The sequence below is a fragment of the Pseudonocardia aurantiaca genome, from assembly GCF_039526725.1.
Taxonomy (GTDB): domain Bacteria; phylum Actinomycetota; class Actinomycetes; order Mycobacteriales; family Pseudonocardiaceae; genus Pseudonocardia; species Pseudonocardia aurantiaca.
Genome location: NZ_BAAAJG010000025.1, coordinates 422893 through 442098 on the forward strand (window position 1 = coordinate 422893; position 19206 = coordinate 442098).

The following is a 19206-nucleotide window of genomic DNA, read 5'->3' on the forward strand; positions in this document are numbered from 1 at the left end:
ATGCCTCAGCCCACCAAGGGACCCCGTCTCGGCGGGTCGCCTGCGCACCAGCGGCTGATCCTGGCCAACCTGGCCACGGCGCTCTTCGAGCACGGTCGGATCACCACCACCGAGGCCAAGGCCCGTCGGCTGCGTCCGTACGCGGAGCGGCTGATCACCAAGGCCAAGCGCGGCGATCTGCACAACATCCGCGAGATCGCCAAGGTGATCCGGGACAAGGACATCGTGCACCGCCTCGTCTCGGACATCGGCCCGTTCTTCGCCGACCGCAACGGTGGCTACACCCGGATCACCAAGACGCTGCCGCGCAAGGGCGACAACGCCCCCATGGCCGTGATCGAGCTGATCCAGCAGAAGACGGTCACCGACGAGGCCGAGCGCGCTCGCCGGGTGGCGGCGTCGCAGGAGCGGCGCGCAGCCGCCGCCAGCGCGCCTGCGGAGGCGGAGGACACCACCGCCGAGGCACCCGAGGCCGTCGAGGAGAGCGTCTCCACCACGGACGCGCCGTACGGCGAGGGCAGCCACGCCCCGCTGGACGACCCGGCCGAGGCCCCGGAGGGCTTCCCGATCAAGGGCAACGACAGCTCGAAGCTGTACCACGTCCCCGGGTCGTCGCACTACGACCGCACCGAGGCCGAGGTCTGGTTCGCGACGCCGGAGGCCGCTGAGGCCGCCGGTTTCTCGCTGCCCCCGTCGCAGCGTGAGGACGAGGACTCCGAGGAGTCCTGATCACCCCGCACGACCCCGTCGAGCCCGCCGCCCACCCGGACGGCGGGCTCGCGGTCGTTCGGGAGCAGTCGCGGTTCCGGCTCGATATCGCCTACGACGGCACCGAGTTCTCCGGGTGGGCGATGCAGCCCGAGCGGCGGACCGTCTGCGGGGTGCTCGCCGGGGCGCTGACCGTGGTGCTGCGGGATCCCGTGGCGCTCACCGTCGCCGGGCGCACCGACGCCGGCGTGCACGCCACCGGGCAGGTCGCGCACTCCGACCTGCCCGCCGATCTCGACCCCGAGTGGCTGGTGCGCAGGCTCGCCCGGCTGCTCCCGCCGGACGTCCGCGTGCGAGCCGTCACGCCCGTCCCCGCTGAATTCGACGCGCGGTTCTCCGCTCTGCGCAGGCACTACCGCTACCGGGTGGCCACCGCCGCGCATGGAGCCGAGCCGCTGCGCGCCCATGACACGGTCTCCTGGCCGCACCCGCTGGACCTGGACGCCGTGTCGGCAGCGTCCGAGCGCCTGCTGGGTGAGCACGACTTCGCCGCCTTCTGCAAGCGCCGGGAGGGCGCCACTACCGTCCGCGCGCTGCAGCGGCTCTCCTGGACCCGGGAACCGGACGGCGTGGTGACCGCCGCCGTATCGGCCGACGCCTTCTGCCACTCGATGGTCCGCAGCCTCGTCGGGGCGCTCCTCGACGTCGGACGGGGGCGGCGCGCTCCGGACTGGCCGGCCGGGCTCCTGCTGCGCGGCGAACGCGCGAGCGAGGTGCCGGTTGCCCCGGCACACGGACTCACACTGGTGGGCGTCGACTACCCGCCCGCAGCCGAGCTGGCGGCCAGGGCGAGCGCGACGCGGCGACTCCGCGTGCCGCCGCCGGGCTAGTGCATAACCCGGTCGGCCCGCCACGAGTTGGTCTGGGCGGGCGCGGCGCAGCGAATGGGCGCGTGTGGTTACGCGCTCGTCGACCGTGGCTAGCCCTGGTGGGGCAACTTACGCAACGATGCGTAACGGCGAAGCGATACTTCTACTGCACAATGTTCGCGCTCGCACCGAGTACGGGTGACCGGCGCCGGGACACGGACCCTCCACGTGTCAGCCGCTCCCGTGTCCTGGATCGAATGGAGACGCCGTGATCACCACGCCGCAGATGCGGGACATCGAGACGGAGGACTGCCCGCATTGTGCGCCGTCGGCACGCATGGTCACGGCCGCCCAGGTCGACCGGGCGGTGGCGCAGCTGCGGGAGCGCCCCGGCCGCAGCGCCGTTGAGCAGATCCAGGCCGTCATTCGGGCGCTGGACCTGACGGTCGTACCGGACTCGGTCATTCCGGATCCCCGCTGACGGAACATCGCGCCATGGGGCTCCGCCGACTACGACGTGGAGTCGGCCCGTGACGACCGCTCCGGAACCGGGCGCGCTGCTGGACGTCGCGCTCGCCGAGGCCCGCACCGGTCTCGCCGAGGGCGGGATCCCGATCGGAGCGGCGCTCTTCGCGGCCGACGGCACGTTGCTGGGCAGCGGCCACAACCGGCGCGTCCAGGACGACGACCCGTCGATGCACGCCGAGACGGCGGCGTTCCGCGCCGCGGGGCGGCAGCGCGACTACCGCTCCACCGTGATGGTCACGACCCTCTCGCCGTGCTGGTACTGCTCCGGGCTGGTGCGCCAGTTCGGCATCGGCTCGGTGATCGTCGGCGAGGCGAGCACCTTCCACGGCGGGCACGACTGGCTCGCCGAGCACGGCGTCACCGTCACCGTGCTCGATGACGAGCGCTGTGTCGCGATGATGACCGAGTTCATCGCCGCGCGTCCGGAGCTGTGGCATGAGGACATCGGAGAGCCCTCATGAGCGAGCTTGCGAGCGAATCGTTCGACACAGCGCCCGCGCCATCAGGGAAGTGCCCGGCGAAGCCGACCGAGCGCAGCGAGGGAGTGCGATGAGCATTGCGATCCCCAGGCGCAGGGCCGACCTCGCGCCGGTCGTCACGGCGCCGTTCCTGAAGGAGCGCCTGGACGCGATCTCGATCGGCTAGGAGGGTCCTGAACAACTCCGCCCGTAGCGAGCGGCGTCCGGGTGGGTGCATCGCAAGGCGGAGGATCGGGCCGATACCGCTGTTGTATCGGTCCGATCGTCCAACGCCGCGAGGTGCCTGCCTGGGCGTCGCGCAGTAGGGCCGAGTTGTTCAGGGCGCTCCTCTAGGAGGTCCGCCGCCGTGGCCCGCGCCAGAAGGATCACGGCGGGTGCGTTCACCGCAGCGCTGACCGGACCGGCGATCGGGCGGACCGTCGGCCTGGCCGAGCCGGATTTCTCCGAAACGCCCACGCCGGATCGGGTGCCGTGGTTAACGTCGGCGTCGTGTCCCGACCGAGCGCCGTGCGGGCCCCGGCTACCCCCGACCAGGTGGACGCGTACCGGTTCGGCCTGCGGCGGCTGGAGGCGGCGCTGGTGCGGGGCGACCCGGTGCCGCTGCACGAGCAGATCCGATCGCAGCGCCGCGCGGTGCTCGCCGGTGTGGTGCTCGGACTTCTCGGGCTGTGTGTGGCCGGGGCCCTCACCGTCGTGGCGCCCACGCCCGCTTGGGAGCGCGAGGACGTGGTTGTCGGGTCCGGTTCGGGCGCGATGTACGTGGTGGCGAACAAGCCCGACCGGCTCGTCCCGGTGGCGAACCTCCCCGCCGCCCGGCTCGTGCTGGCCGCCCTGCGCAGCGGCGGGAGCACCGAGGCGGACCCCGCCACGGCCGTCCCCGTCACCGTGCCGGACGCCCGGCTCGACGCCGCCCCGCGCACGCCGACGGCCGCGCTGCCCGGTGCGCTCGCCGTGCGCCCCGACGCGTCCGCGCTGCCCGAGCGGTGGGCCGTGTGTGACCAGGTGACCGGGGACGGCGAGCTCGTCGCGACCACGGTGGTGGGCGGGGCCGCTCCCGTTCAGCCGAACCCGCCGGGCGACGGCGTGTTGCTCGGCGGCCCCGACGGATCGACGTGGCTCGTCGTGGGCGGGCAGCGGCACCGGGTCGACACCGGCGACGGGAGGGTCGCGGCGGCGTTCGGGCTCACCGGGAGGGTGCCCCGCGCCGCGGCGCAGAGCCTCATCTCCCTGCTGCCGGAGGGGCCGGAGCTCGCCACGCCCGCGATCCCGGACCGTGGCGACCCCGCACCCGGGCGGCTGCCTGGCCGGGTCGGGGACGTGCTGGTCGCGAGCCCGGTCGGCGCCGCCCTGCGCTTCTACGTCGTGCTGCCCGACGGGCTGCAGGAGGTGCCCGAGGTACTCGCGGAGCTGCTGCGGGTGGCCTCGGGTGCCCGGGCGGCGCGGGAGGTGGACGAGGCCGACCTGGCCGGGGCGGACATCGTGGACGGCCTGCCCACCGAGGGCTGGCCTGCCGGGGCGCCGCGAACGCTCGACCCGGCCGAGGCGCCCGTCGTGTGCTGGACGTGGAGTGGCGACGGCGACCCGGCCGGGTCGGTGTGGACGGGCGGCTCGGCGCCGCTACCGGCGGGCGCCGCCCCGGTCACGTTGGCGCAGGCCGACGGACCGGGTGAGCGGGTGGACGCGGCGGCCGTCGGGCCGGGCGGGGCGGTGCGCACCGGAGCGGTGGGGCCGCTCTGGCTGCTCTCCACCACGGGCGTGATCTACGGCGTGGCCGACTCTGCGACGGGCGCCGCGCTGGGAGTCACGGCGTCGGCCCGGGCCCCGGGGGCCGCGCTGAGCCTGCTGCCGGTAGGTCCGACCCTGGACATGGCGGAGGCGACCAGAGTGGTGGACGTGCTCCCGAGCCGGTGAATCACGTGCGTCGCGGGCGTCGGCGCAGCAGTGCTGCCGTCAGAGTTGCCATCGTCAGCAGGGCGCCCGCCGCCAGCAGGTCAACCGGCCAGCCCCGCTCTTCCGGCTGTGCCGGCTGCGGGGTCGTGCCGGCGAGGGGCGCGACCGCCGGGGCCGCCGTCGGTGCTGCCGCCGGTTGGAGGAGGGCCGGCACGGCGGTGAGTGCGGCCACCGGGTCCACAACCCCGTAGCCGAGCGCGCCGCGGAAATCGGGTGCGCGCCGGGCGGTGGCGAGGATGCGGTCGACCACCTGCCGGGCGCTGAGCTCAGGGAAGCGCTCGCGCACGAGCGCTGCCAGCCCTGCTGCCCACGGCGCCGCGAAGCTCGTGCCCGTCACACCCTCGGCGGTGCTGCCGCCACCGACCGCGAGCGAGCGCAGGCCGGTGCCCGGGGCGGCCACGTCCACCCACGGCCCGGGCACGGTGAACGGCGCCGCGGCGTCGCCGGGGTCGACGGCCCCCACGGTGAGCACGTCGTCGGCGTACCAGCCGGGGAGCGACACCTGCCGGGATCCGTCCGCCGCACAGGACCCGCTTCCGAGGTTGCCCGCCGCGGCCACCACAACCACGTCGGCGTCGGCCGCGAACCGGAGCGCGGCCTGCAACGGGGCACCCACCGCCGCGGCCCGGTCCGGGGAGAGGCACACGGCCTCCGAGATGTTCACGATGTCGGCCCCGCCGCGGACGGCCAGCACGATGGCCTCGGCGAGCGTGTTGGTGTCGCCCGCCGGGCGCAGGGCGCGGTCCGGGCCCGGCACCGAGTACGAGGGGCTCGACTGGCGGATCGACAGCAGTCGGGCACCCGGGGCGATGCCGACCGGCTCGGACGACCGGTCCCTCCGCTCAGGTGCGGCCGCGAGCAGCCCGGCGACCGCGGTGCCGTGGCCGTCGCAGTCGTCGAGGCCGTCGCCGCCCGTGAGGTAGTCGCCGCCACCGGTGAGCCGTCCGGCCAGCAGCGGGTGCGGGGCCACGCCCGTGTCGATCACGGCGATGACCTGCCCGCGACCCGTCGCGAGGCGGTGGGCCTCGGCCAGCCGGAGGCCGGGCGGGCCGGTGCCCGCTGAGGCGCCGTCGGCGGCGGGCGGGGTGCAGCGTTCGGGGGCCTCCAGCCCGGGGGCCGGTCCGGGCCGCCGTCCAGCGGGTGGGCCGGTTCGAAGCGGCGGCGGGGCGGGTGGCTGCGGCACGAGCCCGGCGGGCGTTGTGGGCGCGGCGACGGCGGTGGCGGCCGGTCCGGCGAGCGCCCCGCCGAGCAGGCCCGCGAGCGCCGCGCCGACCAGGGCCGCGCCGACCAGGGCCGCGCCCGCCCGCTTGCGGATCACAGCTCGCGGACCAGCCGGAACAGGTCCATGGCCGCGAGCGCGAGCGGGATCGCGGCCGCAATGAGCACACCCTCCAGCAGGTCGACCGTCCGCCGGACGACGGGGGAGCCGGCCCGCCGGCCGCGAGCGAGTGCCCCCGCGCCCGCCACCGCGACAAGGAGGAGGACGCCTGCGGCCACCGGCGGTCCAGCGGGTGCGGTGCGCAGCGCGACCACCCAGGCGAGCGCGACGGCTGCGGCGATCGCGGCAGCAAGCAGGACGCGGGTGGGGACCGGGTCGGCATAGCTGCGCGCCCGCAGCGCCAGCACCACGGCCGCGACACCCGCGAGCACCGGGCCGGCCAAGCCACCGCCGGCCGCAGCCGGGACAGCCGCACCGGCCGCCGCGACCGCGCTCCCTCCGATCAGGCCGGCGAGGTAGCCGCGCGCGAGGTCGGCGCGCTCGCGGAACTCGTCGGGCGGCAGCACGTCCGGCCCGGCATCGGCGTCGACGAGCTCGCTGCCGTCGCCGGGCACCACCGGGCGGGGCATCCCGGCGAGCCGGAGCGCCGCCCTCGGCAGCAGCGGCCCGGCAGCGAGCGCGAACGCGCACACCCCGGCCCCGACCGCGCTCACCGGCGCGTCGAACCGCAGGACGACCAGCGCCCCGAGCCCGACCGGCGCGGCGGCGACCACCGCGGCGATGAGCAGCGGCGCCACCACCCGGAGCGCGACCTGGGCGAGCGCGGCCACGGTGCCGGCCGCCGCGACCGCCAGCAGCAGCCGAGCAGGCCCCGACGCCCCGGGCAAGGCGGCCCACCCCGCTGCCGCGGCGAGCGGGACGGCCGCGAACGCCGCGGTGCGGGCGGCGATGTGCACGCGCGCAGGGTCGGGCACCCCCGCGACGGACGCCTGCCGCGCGAGCCGCGCGGCCGCGCCGACGGCGAGGGCCGCTCCGAGCCCCGCCACGAGGGCGGGGACAGCGCCGCCCGGGGTGACGGTGAGCAGCACGGCCGCCGCCACCGCGGTCGCGAGCACGGCGGCCGCGGCGAACCGGCGGTCCTCGGACGCACCGGCGGTGGCTGCGAGCGCGTCGACGGGGTCGTCGAACACCGGGGGCGGGGGTGGCGGTGCGGACGGGGCCAGCCGGAGCATCTCGCCGTCGGGGACGCCCAGCTCACCGAGGGTGGCCCCGGGCGGGAGCGGACCACCGGCGGCACCGGAGAGCCGCCACGGCTCCGGGCGCAGCCCGAACACGGGCTCCCCGACGAGCTCCAGCACCATCGGCACCAGCTCCGCCACTGGGACGTCGGCGGGCAGCGAGACGTCCACACGCGCCCGCGGGGACACGACGGTGAGCCGGCAGAAGCCCGTGTGCTGGGCGGCGGGGCGCATCGCGGTGACTCCCTCCGGGAGGACGGAAGCAGTTCTCCGGAACGGCCCCGGCGGTCCCCGTCGCGTGCCTAGCATCGCAGTGGGCGGGGTGTCCGCGGGGCTGTTCCGCGGAACCCGACACGCGGAACCTGCGGGGGGCGCCGATGGGCACGATCGGGGTGGTCCGGCAGCGCCGCGTCGCGCCGGGGATGCCGGGCGGCGAGCTCACCCTCGAACCGCCTCCCGAGCCGGAGCGGGTCGTCCCGGCCGGCGTGATCACGCGGCTGCTGCCGTTCGTCATGCTGCTCGGCTCGATCGGCTTCGTGGCGGTGCTCGGCGTCGACAACCCCACGTCCTGGCTCTTCGCCGGAATGTTCGCGATCTCGACGGTCGGGATGATGGCCTCGGGCAACGGGCGCGGCGGGAACCGCTCCGCAAGCCTGGACGAGGACCGCCGCGACTACCTGCGCTACCTGGCGCTGCTGCGGAAGCGGGTCCGCGCCATCGCCGCTGAGCAGCGCGCGGCGCTGGAGGCCGTGCACCCCGATCCCGCGGCGTGGCCCGGTGTGCTCGCCGGGGGACGACTCTGGGAGCGCAGGCCCGCGGACCCCGACTTCGGGCACGTGCGGGTCGGGCGCGGGGCCCAGCGCCTCGCCACGCGGCTCGTTACGCCGCAGACAGGCCCGGTGGAGGGCATCGAGCCGGTCACTGCGCTCGCGCTACGGCGCTTCCTGCGTGGCCACGCGGTGGTGCCAGACCTGCCTGTCGCGCTCTCGCTGCGGGCCAGCACCACCGTCTGGCTCGAACCGGGGGCACCCGCGGCCGGGCTCGCTGCGGCCAGGGCGCTCGCCCGTGCCGTCGTCGCGCAGTACGCGCTCTGGCACAGCCCGGCCGACGCCCTGCTCGCCGTGATCGCCCCGCCGTCGCACGCGCCAGGGTGGGACTGGGTGAAGTGGCTCCCACACGCGGCGCACCCGCGCAGGCGGGACGCGGCCGGGCCGGTGCGGATGATCACCTCCGACGTGGACGAGGTGCGCCGCTGGTGGGCCGCCGAGCTGGCGGGCCGCCCGGCGGGGCCGGGGATCGGGGAGCCGCACCTGCTGGTCGTCGTCGACGAGGTGGCCGACGGCCCGGGGCCGTGGGCGGGCGTCGCCGGGGTCACCGTGCTGCGGGTCGGTGCCCCGCCGGGGCGGCGGCCGGGGCCCTCGGTGGTGCGGCTGCTGGTGGAGCCGGACCGGCTGCACCGCACGGCGGGCGACGAGCAGCAGGCGGAGATCGGCCGCCCCGACGGGCTCGCACCCGCCGAGGCGCTCGCGTTCGCCCGCCGCCTCGCGCGCTACCGCCCGGCCGGCGCGGCCGACGTCGAGGAGGTGGGTTCGTCCGGGGCGGCCGCCGGGCTGCCCGCGCTGCTCGGGCTCGGGGACGGGCCGGAAGGGATCGCGGCCCTGCGGGAGCGGTGGGCGCGCGCCGAGACCGATCGGCTGCGCGTCCCCATCGGCCTCGACGGGCGCGGCGGCCCGGTTGCGCTCGACCTCAAGGAGGCGGCGCAGGGCGGCAGCGGCCCGCACGGGCTGTGCGTCGGCGCCACCGGTTCCGGCAAGAGCGAGCTGCTGCGCACGCTGGTGCTCGGCCTCGCCGCCGCGCACTCGCCGGACGACCTCAACCTCGTGCTCGTCGACTTCAAGGGTGGCGCCACCTTCCTCGGCCTCGCGGGCCTTCCGCATGTCTCCGCGGTGATCACCAACCTCGCCGACGAGCTCACCCTCGTCGACCGGATGGCCGACGCCCTAGCCGGCGAGATCACCCGGCGCCAGGAGCTGCTGCGGGCGGCGGGCAACCTCGTCGGCGTCGCCGAGTACGCCGCCGCGCGGCGCGGGGGAGCGGCCCTCGCGCCGCTCCCGGCGCTGTTCGTCGTGGTGGACGAGTTCTCCGAGCTGCTCGCGCAGCGCCCCGAGCTGATCGACCTGTTCGTCACGATCGGACGGCTCGGCCGCTCGCTCGGGCTGCACCTCCTGCTCGCCTCGCAGCGCCTCGACGAGGGGCGGCTGCGCGGGCTGGAGTCGCACCTGTCGTACCGGATCGCGCTGCGCACGTTCTCGGCGGCCGAGTCGCGGGCCGTGCTCGGGGTGCCGGACGCCCACCAGCTCCCGGCCGCGCCCGGCTCGGCGTTCCTCGCCACGGGCACCGACGAGCTGGTGCGCTTCCGCGCCGCGTACGTGTCGGGGCCCGGAACCGCACCGGCGGTGCCTGCCCGGCCCGTGCGGCGCGCGCAGGCCCTCCCGTTCCGGGCCGGGTTCATGGCAGAGGTCTCCGCTGCCCCGCCCGAGGTCGAGACCGAGGATGCCGACGGGCCCACCGTGCTCGACGCTGTCATCGCCGCCATGGCCGGGCCGGGCCCGCGGGCGCACCGCGTCTGGCTCCCGCCGCTGGCCGCTCCGCCGCCGCTCGACGAGGTGCTCGGCCCGGTGGCGACCGTGGCGGGGCGGGGAGTGCGTGCGTACCGGGAGAGCCCACTCCGGGTGCCCGTCGGGCTCGTCGACCGGCCCTACCAGCAGTGCCGCCAGCCTCTCGTGGTCGACCTGGCGGGCGGATCGGGGCACCTGGCGATCGCGGGCGGGCCGCGGGCGGGCAAGTCCACCGCGCTGGCGAGCACGGTGCTCGCGCTCGCGCTCACCCACACCCCCGCCGAGCTGGGGGTGCATGTGCTCGACTTCGGCGGCGGCTCGCTCGGCCCGCTCGCCGGGCTGCCGCACGTCGGCACGGTGGCCGACCGGCAGCAACCGGACCTCGTGCGGCGGGTCGTCGCGGAGTTCACCGCCGCGCTCGCGCGCCGCGAACGGCTGTTCCGGGAGGCGGGTATCGCGTCCGTCGAGGAGTTCCGGGCGCGGCGGTCGGCCGGCGCGCACCCCGGGGAGCCCGGCACCGACCTGCTCCTGGTCGTGGACGGGTACCTCACCCTGCGGGGCGAGTTCGACGACCTGGAGGCCCGCTTGCTGCCGCTCGCCGCGCAGGGCCTGGCCTACGGGCTGCACCTCGCGGTGTCGGCGTCCCGGTGGAGCGAGCTGCGGCCCGCGCTCAAGGACCTGATGGGCGGGCGCATCGAGCTGCGGCTCGGCGAGCCGTCGGAGTCCGAGGTGGACCGGCGGCGCGCTGCGGCGGTGCCCACCCGGCCCGGCCACGCGCTCGCCGCGGACGGCTCCGCCGCGGTGGTCGCCGCGCCCCGGTTGAGCGCGGGCGCCACCGACACGCTCGCGCTGGTGGCCGAGGTCGCGGCGGCGTGCCCGGACGCGGGACTCGCCCCGGTCCGATTGCTGCCGGAGCGCATCGAGCTCCACCGGCTCCCCGCGAAGCCGGACCCGGGCGGTCTCGCGATCGGCGTCGACGAGGAGCGGCTCGGGCGCGTGGAGGTCGACTTCGACACCGACCCGCACCTGCAGTGCTTCGCCGACGCCGAGAGCGGCAAGACCAACCTGCTGCGGCTGGTCGTAGCCGGGGTCACCGCGCGATTCGGACCTGCGGAGGCGCGGATCGTGCTGGTCGACCACCGCCGCACCCTGCTCGGAGCCGTGCCGGCGAGCCATCTGATCGGCTACAGCAGTACCGCCGACGCCACCGCCGAGGTCGCGCGGGAGGTCGCCGCCTCCCTGCGCGGCCGCCTGCCCGGGCCGGACGTCACAGCGCGGGCGCTGCGGGAGCGCAGCTGGTGGAGCGGGCCGGAGGTGTACGTCGTCGTCGACGACTACGACCTCGTTGCGCCGGGCGGCGGCACTGCCAACCCGCTGCTCCCGCTGGTGGAGTTCCTGCCGCAGGCCAAGGACGTGGGCCTGCACCTCGTTGTCGCGCGCCGCAGCGGCGGGGCAGGCCGGGCGCTCTTCGACCCCCTGCTCGGCAGGCTGCGCGAGCTCGCGGCGCCCGGCCTGGTGATGAACGGCAGCCCGGAGGAGGGCGCGCTGCTCGGCACGGTCAAACCGGGGCCCGAGCCGCCGGGGCGCGGCACGCTCGTCGACCGGCGGCGGGGGAACCGGCGCGTCCAGCTCGCGTGGCTGGAGCCCGACCCGGGGGACGGCGAGTGACAGCGGTCCCCGTGCGCGTCGCCGTCCAGCTCGGGGCGGATGCCGTGCGGGTCGCCGGGGCCGGTGCGGACGGTGAGCCGTGGCTGGTGGCGGAGCTCCGGCCTGCAGAGACGCCGCAGACCGCCGTGGGCGGGCCGGTGGCCGAGCTGGTCGGGCCGGACGTCGAGGAGCTGGTGCTCGTGCATCCGGGCCGATGGCCGCCCGCCCGGGTCGCGGAGTGGGCGTCCGGCTGCGCGGGGACGGCGGCGCGGGTGCGCGCTGTCCCGGCACCACTCGCGGCGGCAGGCTGTCCCGGGCCGGTCGTGCTCGACGTGGGGTTCTCCGGCGCCGAGTGCACCTGGGTCGGCCCGGACGGGGCCGTACGGGACTGGCGCGCGGTCGACGTGGGCGGGCGCAGCCTGGACGGGCTCGTGGCGGCCCGGTTTGCGGCCGGGCAGGCGGAGGCGCGTCGAGTGCGGGAGGCCCTGTCGCTGCTGCCGTCGGTCCACGTGCAGTTGCCTGGCGAGGCGCGCCGGGTGACGGCGGTGGAGCTGCGGGCGGTCCTGGCCCCCGCGCTCGGCCCGGTTGTGGACGCCGTGCGGGAGATGCTGACCGTCGCAGGTCGGGCTCCGGTGCTGCTCGTGGGCGGGCTGGCGCGCGCGCCGCTGCTCGCCGAGCTGCTCGACGAGGCGGGGATCCCGGATGTCACGGTCGCGCCGCGGCCCGACGCCGCCGCGGCGCTGGGCGCCCTCGCCCTCCCTCCGCACGCGGGCGTCGTCACGAGTTCTCGTCGGACCGACACACAAGCCGTGGCGGCTGCGCCGGCTCGACTGCTCGGGCCACCGGTGCAGCGGCGGTGGCGGCCGGTGCGCACCGCGGCGTCGGCCCTGCTGGGTGCGGCCGCGGTCGTGGCGCTCCTCGCCGCGGGCCGGGTCGTCGCCCCGGGCCCGGCGCCTGCGGAGGCGGTCACGGGTGTCCTCGTCCAGTACGGCTACCGGCTCGACCTCCCGGAGGGGTGGGAGCACACGGGCGGGCTGCCGGAGCGGCGGCGGGTGCTGCTCACGCCCATCTCAGCGCCGGAGGGGAGTGACCTCGTGGCCGTCGAGCGGACGCCCCTGGGCTACGACTCCGGTGCCGAACCGGAGCGGGCCGCGGCGGAGTTGCGGGCGGAGTTCGCCGCGGCGGTGGCGGCCGGGTCGCGGCTGTCGGGCTATGACGCGGACGCCGAGGTTGCCGGTCGCCGCGGCACCACGTACCGGCAGGAGGAGGCGGACGGCACGGTCGTGGAGTGGTTCGTGGTGCTCGATGGCGACGCCCAGCTCAGCGTGGGCTGCCGGAGCACGCGGGCGAACGCGGGCGCCGTCCGGGCCGCCTGTGACCGGGTGGTCGCCACCGTGGGCAGGGCCTGACGCCGATCGGGCGACGAACGTTCACACCTGCACACGATTTCTGCGGTTCGGCCACGGCCCGGCCCGCATCCTGCGACGGTTGCCGGACAGCAGGCACCAGAACAGGGGGCGATCGGCATGGCCGAGGGTTTCGGTACGTCGACCGAGGAGATGGATCGGGCAGGGCGGCACGTGTTCGCGGTGAACGACGCCGTGCAGACCGACCTGGCCACGTTGCGCGCGCGGCTGGCGCCGTTGGCCGGGGCGTGGCGCGGGGAGGCGGCCACCGTCTTCGCCGAGCTGATGACGAGGTGGGACACCGACGCCCGCAGGTTGAGCGACGCGCTGCGGGCGATCGGCGAGTCGATCCAGGGCTCCGGCACGAGCTACCAGGCCATGGAGCAGCAGCACAGCGGTGACCTGTCCACGATCCGCGCCGCGCTCGGCTGAGGAGGAACCAATGTCGGAGATCAAGGTCACGTTCGGCGCGCTCGAGGCGGCGCGGCTCGACATCACGAACACCGCCAACCGCATCACAGGGCAGCTGGGCGAGCTCGAGAGGTACCTGGCGCCGCTGGTCGCCACCTGGGAAGGGGAGGCGGCCACGGAGTACCGCGTCAAACAACGCCAGTGGGACACCGCCGCCACCGACCTGGCGGCGGTGCTCGGCCAGATCGGCGTCACACTGGGAGTGGCGAACGAGCGCTACCAGCAGGCCGAGAAGACCAACACGGACCGCTGGCGGCCCTGAAAGCGGTACGTGGGGGGCCGTTTTGACCCTGCTTCACGGCGGCGGGTACGCTCGTTCTTCGATGTGCGGCGGGTGGACACCCGCGGCCGTGTTCACCCACGACCCGCACGGCCCGGCCCACCGGGCCCGGCGCCCCAGCATGCCGCACTCGCGCACCAGAGGAAGCTCCCGAACGAGCACACGACAGCGACGAGGTAGGTCCGTGCCCACGTACAGCCCCAAGCCCGGCGAGATCACCCGCGCCTGGCACGTGATCGACGCCACGGACGTGGTGCTCGGCCGCCTCGCCACGCACGCCGCCACCCTGTTGCGCGGCAAGCACAAGCCGACGTACGCGCCGCACATGGACACGGGCGACTTCGTCATCATCGTCAACGCGGAGAAGATCGCCGTCTCCGGCAACAAGCGGGACGCCAAGTTCGTCTACCGCCACAGCGGCTTCCCTGGTGGCCTGCGCCAGCGCAGCGTCGGCGAGATGATCGAGAAGCACCCGGACCGTCTCGTCGAGAAGGCCATCAAGGGCATGCTCCCGAAGAACCGCCTCGGCCGTGCGATGGGCAAGAAGCTCAAGGTCTACGCCGGGCCGGAGCACCCGCACGCCGCGCAGCAGCCGGCTGCGTTCGAGATCACCCAGGTCGCCCAGTGACCAACCCTGAAGCGACTGCACCGGAAGAGGGACAGCCCGTGACCACCCCCGAGTCCGAGTACGACGCCGTCGAGGCCGTGGACACCGACATCCCCGAGGCCGTTGACGCCGACACCGAGACTGCCGACACCGAGACCGTCGACACCGAGACCGAGACCGTCAACGACGCCGGCGTGGTCGAGGACTACGCCGCCGAGGTCGAGATCGCCCCGGCCGAGATTCCGGCCGTGTTCTCCGACCGCCCGATCCAGACGGTCGGCCGCCGCAAGGAAGCCGTCGTGCGCGTGCGGCTCATGCCGGGCAGCGGCAACTTCCGGCTCAACGGCAAGTCGCTCGAGCAGTACTTCCCGAACAAGCTGCACCAGCAGCTGATCCGGGAGCCGCTGGTCACGGTCGAGAAGACCGAGCGCTTCGACATCTTCGCCAACCTCCATGGCGGCGGCACCTCCGGCCAGGCCGGTGCGCTCCGCCTGGCGATCGCCCGCGCGCTCATCGAGGCCGACTCCGAGGACCGCCCGCCGCTCAAGAAGGCCGGCTTCCTCACGCGCGACCCGCGAGTCATCGAGCGCAAGAAGTACGGCCTCAAGAAGGCCCGCAAGGCGCCTCAGTACAGCAAGCGCTGACTGCAGGCGTGCGGCGGCTGTTCGGCACCGACGGCGTACGCGGACTGGCCAACGGCGAGCTCCTCACCCCGGAGCTCGCTTTGGCACTTTCCGCGTCGGCCGCTCGTGTGCTCGCCGAGCGGGACCGGTCTCGCCGGCCTGTCGCGGTGGTCGGGCGCGACCCGCGGGCGAGCGGCGAGATGCTGGAAGCCGCCGTCGTCGCGGGGCTCGCTTCGGCGGGCGCCGACGCCGTGCGGGTCGGCGTGCTGCCCACCCCCGCGGTGGCCTTCCTCGTCGAGGCTCTCGACGCCGACCTCGGCGTGATGATCTCGGCGTCGCACAACCCGATGCCGGACAACGGCATCAAGCTGTTCGCCGCGGGCGGCCACAAGCTGCCCGACGCGGTGGAGAGCGCGGTCGAGGCGGGTCTCGGTGTCGCCGCGACCCGCCCCACCGGCTCCGGCGTCGGCCGCGTCCGTGACCTCTCCGACGCGGCCGACCGCTACCTCGCTCACCTCCTCGCGGCCACCCCCGGCTCCCTTGCGGGCCTGCGTGTGGTGGTCGACTGTGCCCACGGTGCCGCGTCGGCGGTCGCGCCGGAGGTCTACCGCAGGGCAGGCGCCGAGGTCATCGGGCTGCACGCGGAGCCGGACGGCCTCAACATCAACGACGGGGTCGGCTCCACCCACCTCGGCGTGCTGCAGAAGGCCGTCGCCGAACACGAGGCCGACCTCGGCATCGCCCACGACGGCGACGCCGACCGCTGCCTCGCCGTCGACGCGTCCGGCGCCGAGGTGGACGGCGACCAGATCATGGCGGTGCTCGCCGTCGCGCTCCGCGAGGCGGGTGAGCTGGCGGGCGACACCCTCGTCGCCACCGTCATGAGCAACCTCGGGCTGCACCTCGCGATGCAGGAGGTCGGCATCGCGGTGCGCACCACCCAGGTCGGTGACCGCTACGTGCTCGAGGAGCTGCGGGCAGGCGGGTTCACCCTCGGCGGAGAGCAGTCCGGGCACGTCGTGCTCCCGCGCTACTCCACCACGGGCGACGGCCTGCTCACGGCCCTTCGGCTGATGGCGCGGATGACGGCCACGGGCCTGCCGCTGGCCGAGCTCGCCGCGGTCGTCACTCCGCTGCCGCAGGTGCTGCAGAACGTGCAGGTGGCCGACAAGGCGGCGGTCGCCGGGTCGGCCGCGGTGCGCGAGGCCGTCGAGGCGGCCGAGCGGGAGCTCGGTGGTTCCGGTCGGGTGCTGCTGCGGCCCTCCGGCACCGAGCAGCTCGTCCGGGTGATGGTCGAGGCGCCCACAGCCGAGCAGGCCAAAGCCGTCGCCGTCCGGCTCGCGGCGACCGTCGCGTCGGCCAAGTGAGTTGACCTAGTTCGGCCGTTCCGCCACGGGGACGGCCGCCTTCCTGCACCATCGGCCCATGCCGCGCGACGTGCACCTGCATCCCGACCGGCTGGGCGCCCACGCCGTCACGGCCGCCGAGCTGTCGGAGGAGCTGCGGGCGCTCCTGCACGGCGGCCCGACCGAGGCCCGCACCCCCGACGAGGAACGCGTGCAGGCTGCCGTGCTGCGGGCCGTCCGCGAGCTCGCCGCGCTCGGTGCCGCGCTCGCGGGAGCGGCTGCCGAACACGAGGCGGCCGACCGTTCCGTGGTGCAGTCGTTCCGCCAGGTCCTGCACGGCGAGCCGTGAGCCACCCGGCCGCTGACCTGCGCGAGGCGGCGCACTGGTGGACGCGGCTCGCCGAAGCGCTGGCCGACAGCGGGCGGCGGCTCGGGCAGCTCGGTGAGCAGATCGGGCGGGACTGGCCGGACGACCGCGGCCGGGAATGGGCCGAGCGCACCGCGAACGTGCGCGCGGAGCTTGGCCGGGAGGCCGTGGTCGCCGCCGAGCTGGGCGCGGAGTACGCCCGGCGCAGCGCCGACGCCGAGCTGTCGGCGCCGCCCACCTGGTCGAGCGTGGGCAGGCCCGGGGCGCGCCTCGCCGGCACGGAGGCGAAGCGCGCCGACGAGGAGCGGGGGATGCGGATCGCGGAGCTGTCAGAGCCGCCAAGATAGCCACGCACCGCTTCCCCGGCGACGCACCGGTTCCGGTGGCCGCGCACCGGTTGCGGCCGGTGCGTCAGTGCGGGAAACGGTGCGTGAGCGGGTGCACTAGCTGCTGGGGCGCTGCACCAGCGACGTGCCGGGGACCTTGCCGTCCACGAGCACGTCCACGCGGTCCTCATCGCAGAGGTGGTGCAGCAGGAACGCGGTGACCAGGGCCCGGGTGATCCGCCGGGTCTTGTGATCGGGGCTGCCGGCGAGCACGAAGTCGCTCCAGTGGGAGCCGTCGAGGAACCCCGTGTGGCCGGCCTTGTTGAGTGTCCGCAGGATCACCGGCCCGCCTGCGGCCGCCGCCACCGGTTCGGCGTGCCCGGCGGCGGGCGCGACCGTGTCCTTGCCGGCCGCGAGGTGCAGAACCGGCACTGTGACGGCACGGGCGGCGTCGATGGCGGACGGGCGGGTCTGTGCCATCGCGATCGTCACGACGGCGGCGACCCGCGGGTGTCCCGCCGCCGCGACGAGGGCCGTGCCGCCGCCGATCCCGTGGCCTGCGAACGCGGTGCGGCGGGAGTCGACGCTGATCCGCCCGTCGCCGAGGCGGACGCCCGCGCACACGTCGAGGGTGGTGCGCAGGTCGGAGGCGAACCCCGCGTGGCTCGGCAGCACGCCGCGGTGGCTCGACGGCGCTGCCGCGACGATCCCCCACGACGCGAGGTGGCGCAGGAGGTCGGCGTAACGCTCGGGGGGCTGCAGCCAGTCGTGCCCGAACGCCACCGCGGGCAGGCCGAGCCCCTCCTCCGGCGCGAAGACGAGACCGGGGATGCCGACCATGCCGAGGTCGCCGCGCAGCACCCGGTGCGGACCGGGCCGGGAGAGGTGGACCAGTGCGTCCTTGGCGTTCCGCACCTCGGGCGGCCGGATGGGCGAGCGGGTCCGGGTCACAGCGCGCACGGTAGTACCCCGGACCGGGCTGGGCGACCTGCCGCTCCGGGCGAAGCGCCTACGCTCCCAGCATGTCCGCGAGGGATCCTCGATGAGGGGCGTCTGGACCGCGCAGCAGGTGCGCGAGACCGAGGCCGTGCTCCTGGACCGCACCCCGGAGGGTGTGCTCATGCGGCGCGCCGCGTTCGGTCTGGCGGTGCACGCCCGGCGGATGCTGGCGCGGACCGGGGTGGTCGCGGGCCGCCGGGTGATTCTGCTGGTCGGGGCGGGCAACAACGGCGGTGACGCCCTCTGGGCCGGCTACGAGCTGCGTAGGCGGGGCGTGGGCGTCACGGCCGTGCTGCTGGACCCGGACCGCGCGCACCCGGAGGGCCTCGCCGCCCTGCGCAAGCTCGGTGGGCGGTTCGTGGACGCCGGAGCGGGGCTCGTCGCCGAGCTGGGTGCCGACCTCGTGATCGACGGCATCGTCGGCATCTCCGGGCGCGGGGCGCTGCGCGAGCCTGCGGGCGGGCTCGTCGCGGCCGTCGAGCGGGCGGGGGTGCCGGTGCTCGCCGTCGACCTGCCCAGCGGCGTCGACCCCGACACCGGGGCGGTGAGCGGGCCCGCCGTCACCGCCACGGAGACCGTGACGTTCGGGGCGCTCAAACCCGTGCACGTGCTCGCCGCGCCCCGGTGCGGTCACGTGCACCTGGTGGACATCGGGCTCGGCCCGATGCTCCCGAAGCCGCACGCCCACGTGCTCGACGACGCCGACGTCGGTGCGCGGTGGCCGGTGCCCGGCGCGGCCGACGACAAGTACACACAGGGGGTCGTCGGGATCGCGGCCGGCTCGGCCGCGTACCCGGGAGCGGCGGTGCTCGCCACGGGCGCGGCCGTGCTCGCCACGAGCGGGATGGTGCGCTTTGCGGGGACCGCCGCTCCCGAGGTCCGCGCCAAGTGGCCGGAGACGGTGATCACCGAGTCCATCGCCGACGCCGACCGCACCCAGGCGTGGGCCGTGGGTCCCGGGATCGGCACGGACGACGCCGGCCGAGCCGTGCTCGCCGAGGCGATCGCGCGGGACGTGCCCCTGTGCATCGACGCCGACGGGATCACGTTGCTCGCCAAACACTCCGACCTCCTGGCGGCGGTCCGGGGCCGCCCGGTGGTGATCACGCCGCACGACCGGGAGTTCGCGCGCGTCGCGGGCGAGGTGGGTGCCGACCGGATCGGCGCAGCCCGACGGGCTGCCTCCGACCTCGGGGTGACGGTGCTGCTCAAGGGCAACGCGACGGTCGTGGCCGATCCGGACGGGCGGGTGCTCGTAAACCCGGCGACCTCGTCGTGGGCGGCCACGGCTGGCTCGGGCGACGTGCTGACCGGGGTCATCGGCGCCCTGCTGGCCGCCGGGCTGGAGCCGTGGTGGGCGGCCGGGTGCGCGGCCCGCGTGCACGGCATCGCGGCCGACCTGGCCGCGCAGGGCGCTCCGGCTCCGGCGTCGAGGCTGCAGGCCTCGCTCCCGGACGCGATCAGGGCGGTGCGCGCCGCGACCGGTTAGCCGCGCGCGCCGAACGGCAGTGGTGTATGTCGCGCT

Annotated in this window: 18 protein-coding genes; 15 read left to right on the forward strand and 3 right to left on the reverse strand. The window is 75.8% G+C overall.

From position 1 onward, the window contains the following. From rplQ to eccB, 5 genes are all read left to right on the forward strand, one after another. Positions 1-729, forward strand: coding sequence for a 50S ribosomal protein L17, sunset domain variant (gene rplQ, locus ABD143_RS30785; RefSeq protein WP_343984949.1), 729 nt, complete (start codon positions 1-3; stop codon positions 727-729). An 86-nt stretch (positions 730-815) separates the two neighbouring features. Further along, entirely contained in the window at positions 816-1598 is a 783-nt protein-coding gene (gene truA, locus ABD143_RS30790; protein WP_343985025.1) for a tRNA pseudouridine(38-40) synthase TruA, read from the forward strand. Between the two features lie 247 nt (positions 1599-1845). Next, positions 1846-2058, forward strand: coding sequence for a hypothetical protein (locus ABD143_RS30795; RefSeq protein WP_343984950.1), 213 nt, complete (start codon positions 1846-1848; stop codon positions 2056-2058). A gap of 49 nt (positions 2059-2107) precedes the next feature. Further along, positions 2108-2566: a nucleoside deaminase gene (locus ABD143_RS30800; protein ID WP_343984951.1), complete on the forward strand. Its 459-nt coding sequence runs from the start codon at positions 2108-2110 to the stop codon at positions 2564-2566. 507 nt (positions 2567-3073) lie between these two features. Next, entirely contained in the window at positions 3074-4495 is a 1422-nt protein-coding gene (gene eccB / locus ABD143_RS30805; protein WP_343984952.1) for a type VII secretion protein EccB, read from the forward strand. A gap of 1 nt (position 4496) precedes the next feature. On the opposite strand, the gene mycP is transcribed toward eccB, so the two are convergent. After that, complete coding sequence (gene mycP, locus ABD143_RS30810; protein WP_343984953.1) at positions 4497-5852, reverse strand: type VII secretion-associated serine protease mycosin; 1356 nt, start codon at positions 5850-5852, stop codon at positions 4497-4499. Then, a complete protein-coding gene (gene eccD, locus ABD143_RS30815; protein ID WP_343984954.1) occupies positions 5849-7225 on the reverse strand; it encodes a type VII secretion integral membrane protein EccD in 1377 nt (458 codons plus the stop codon). Before eccD ends, mycP begins: the two co-directional genes overlap by 4 nt. A gap of 143 nt (positions 7226-7368) precedes the next feature. Here eccD and eccCa point away from each other — a divergent pair, with 143 nt between their 5' ends. From eccCa to ABD143_RS30860, 9 genes are all read left to right on the forward strand, one after another. Continuing rightward, positions 7369-11277 (forward strand): type VII secretion protein EccCa, encoded by a 3909-nt coding sequence (gene eccCa, locus ABD143_RS30820; RefSeq protein ID WP_343984955.1) that lies wholly within the window; start codon positions 7369-7371, stop codon positions 11275-11277. Continuing rightward, entirely contained in the window at positions 11274-12665 is a 1392-nt protein-coding gene (locus ABD143_RS30825; RefSeq protein WP_343984956.1) for a type VII secretion-associated protein, read from the forward strand. The genes eccCa and ABD143_RS30825 overlap by 4 nt, the downstream gene beginning before the upstream one ends. Positions 12666-12782: 117 nt before the next feature. After that, positions 12783-13094 carry a WXG100 family type VII secretion target gene (locus ABD143_RS30830; protein ID WP_343984957.1) on the forward strand — a complete coding sequence of 104 codons (312 nt, stop codon included), beginning with the start codon at positions 12783-12785 and terminating at the stop codon, positions 13092-13094. A 10-nt stretch (positions 13095-13104) separates the two neighbouring features. Continuing rightward, entirely contained in the window at positions 13105-13395 is a 291-nt protein-coding gene (locus ABD143_RS30835) for a WXG100 family type VII secretion target (protein WP_343984958.1), read from the forward strand. Between the two features lie 202 nt (positions 13396-13597). After that, a complete protein-coding gene (rplM, locus tag ABD143_RS30840; protein WP_343984959.1) occupies positions 13598-14041 on the forward strand; it encodes a 50S ribosomal protein L13 in 444 nt (147 codons plus the stop codon). 38 nt (positions 14042-14079) lie between these two features. Next, on the forward strand, positions 14080-14664 hold the full coding sequence (gene rpsI, locus ABD143_RS30845) for a 30S ribosomal protein S9 (RefSeq protein ID WP_343984960.1): 585 nt from the start codon (positions 14080-14082) through the stop codon (positions 14662-14664). 8 nt (positions 14665-14672) lie between these two features. Beyond that, complete coding sequence (glmM, locus tag ABD143_RS30850; protein WP_343984961.1) at positions 14673-16010, forward strand: phosphoglucosamine mutase; 1338 nt, start codon at positions 14673-14675, stop codon at positions 16008-16010. A 58-nt stretch (positions 16011-16068) separates the two neighbouring features. After that, the gene (locus ABD143_RS30855) at positions 16069-16338 is read left to right on the forward strand and encodes a hypothetical protein (protein ID WP_343984962.1); all 270 of its coding nucleotides are present in this window, start codon (positions 16069-16071) and stop codon (positions 16336-16338) included. Then, positions 16335-16703: a hypothetical protein gene (locus tag ABD143_RS30860; protein WP_343984964.1), complete on the forward strand. Its 369-nt coding sequence runs from the start codon at positions 16335-16337 to the stop codon at positions 16701-16703. The genes ABD143_RS30855 and ABD143_RS30860 overlap by 4 nt, the downstream gene beginning before the upstream one ends. A gap of 96 nt (positions 16704-16799) precedes the next feature. Here the strand turns inward: ABD143_RS30860 and ABD143_RS30865 are convergent, their stop codons facing one another. Next, a complete protein-coding gene (locus tag ABD143_RS30865) occupies positions 16800-17633 on the reverse strand; it encodes a dienelactone hydrolase family protein (RefSeq protein WP_343984966.1) in 834 nt (277 codons plus the stop codon). 91 nt (positions 17634-17724) lie between these two features. Between ABD143_RS30865 and ABD143_RS30870 the strand changes: the two genes are divergently transcribed. Next, a complete protein-coding gene (locus tag ABD143_RS30870) occupies positions 17725-19170 on the forward strand; it encodes an NAD(P)H-hydrate dehydratase (protein ID WP_343984968.1) in 1446 nt (481 codons plus the stop codon). The last annotated feature ends 36 nt before the right edge of the window (positions 19171-19206 follow it).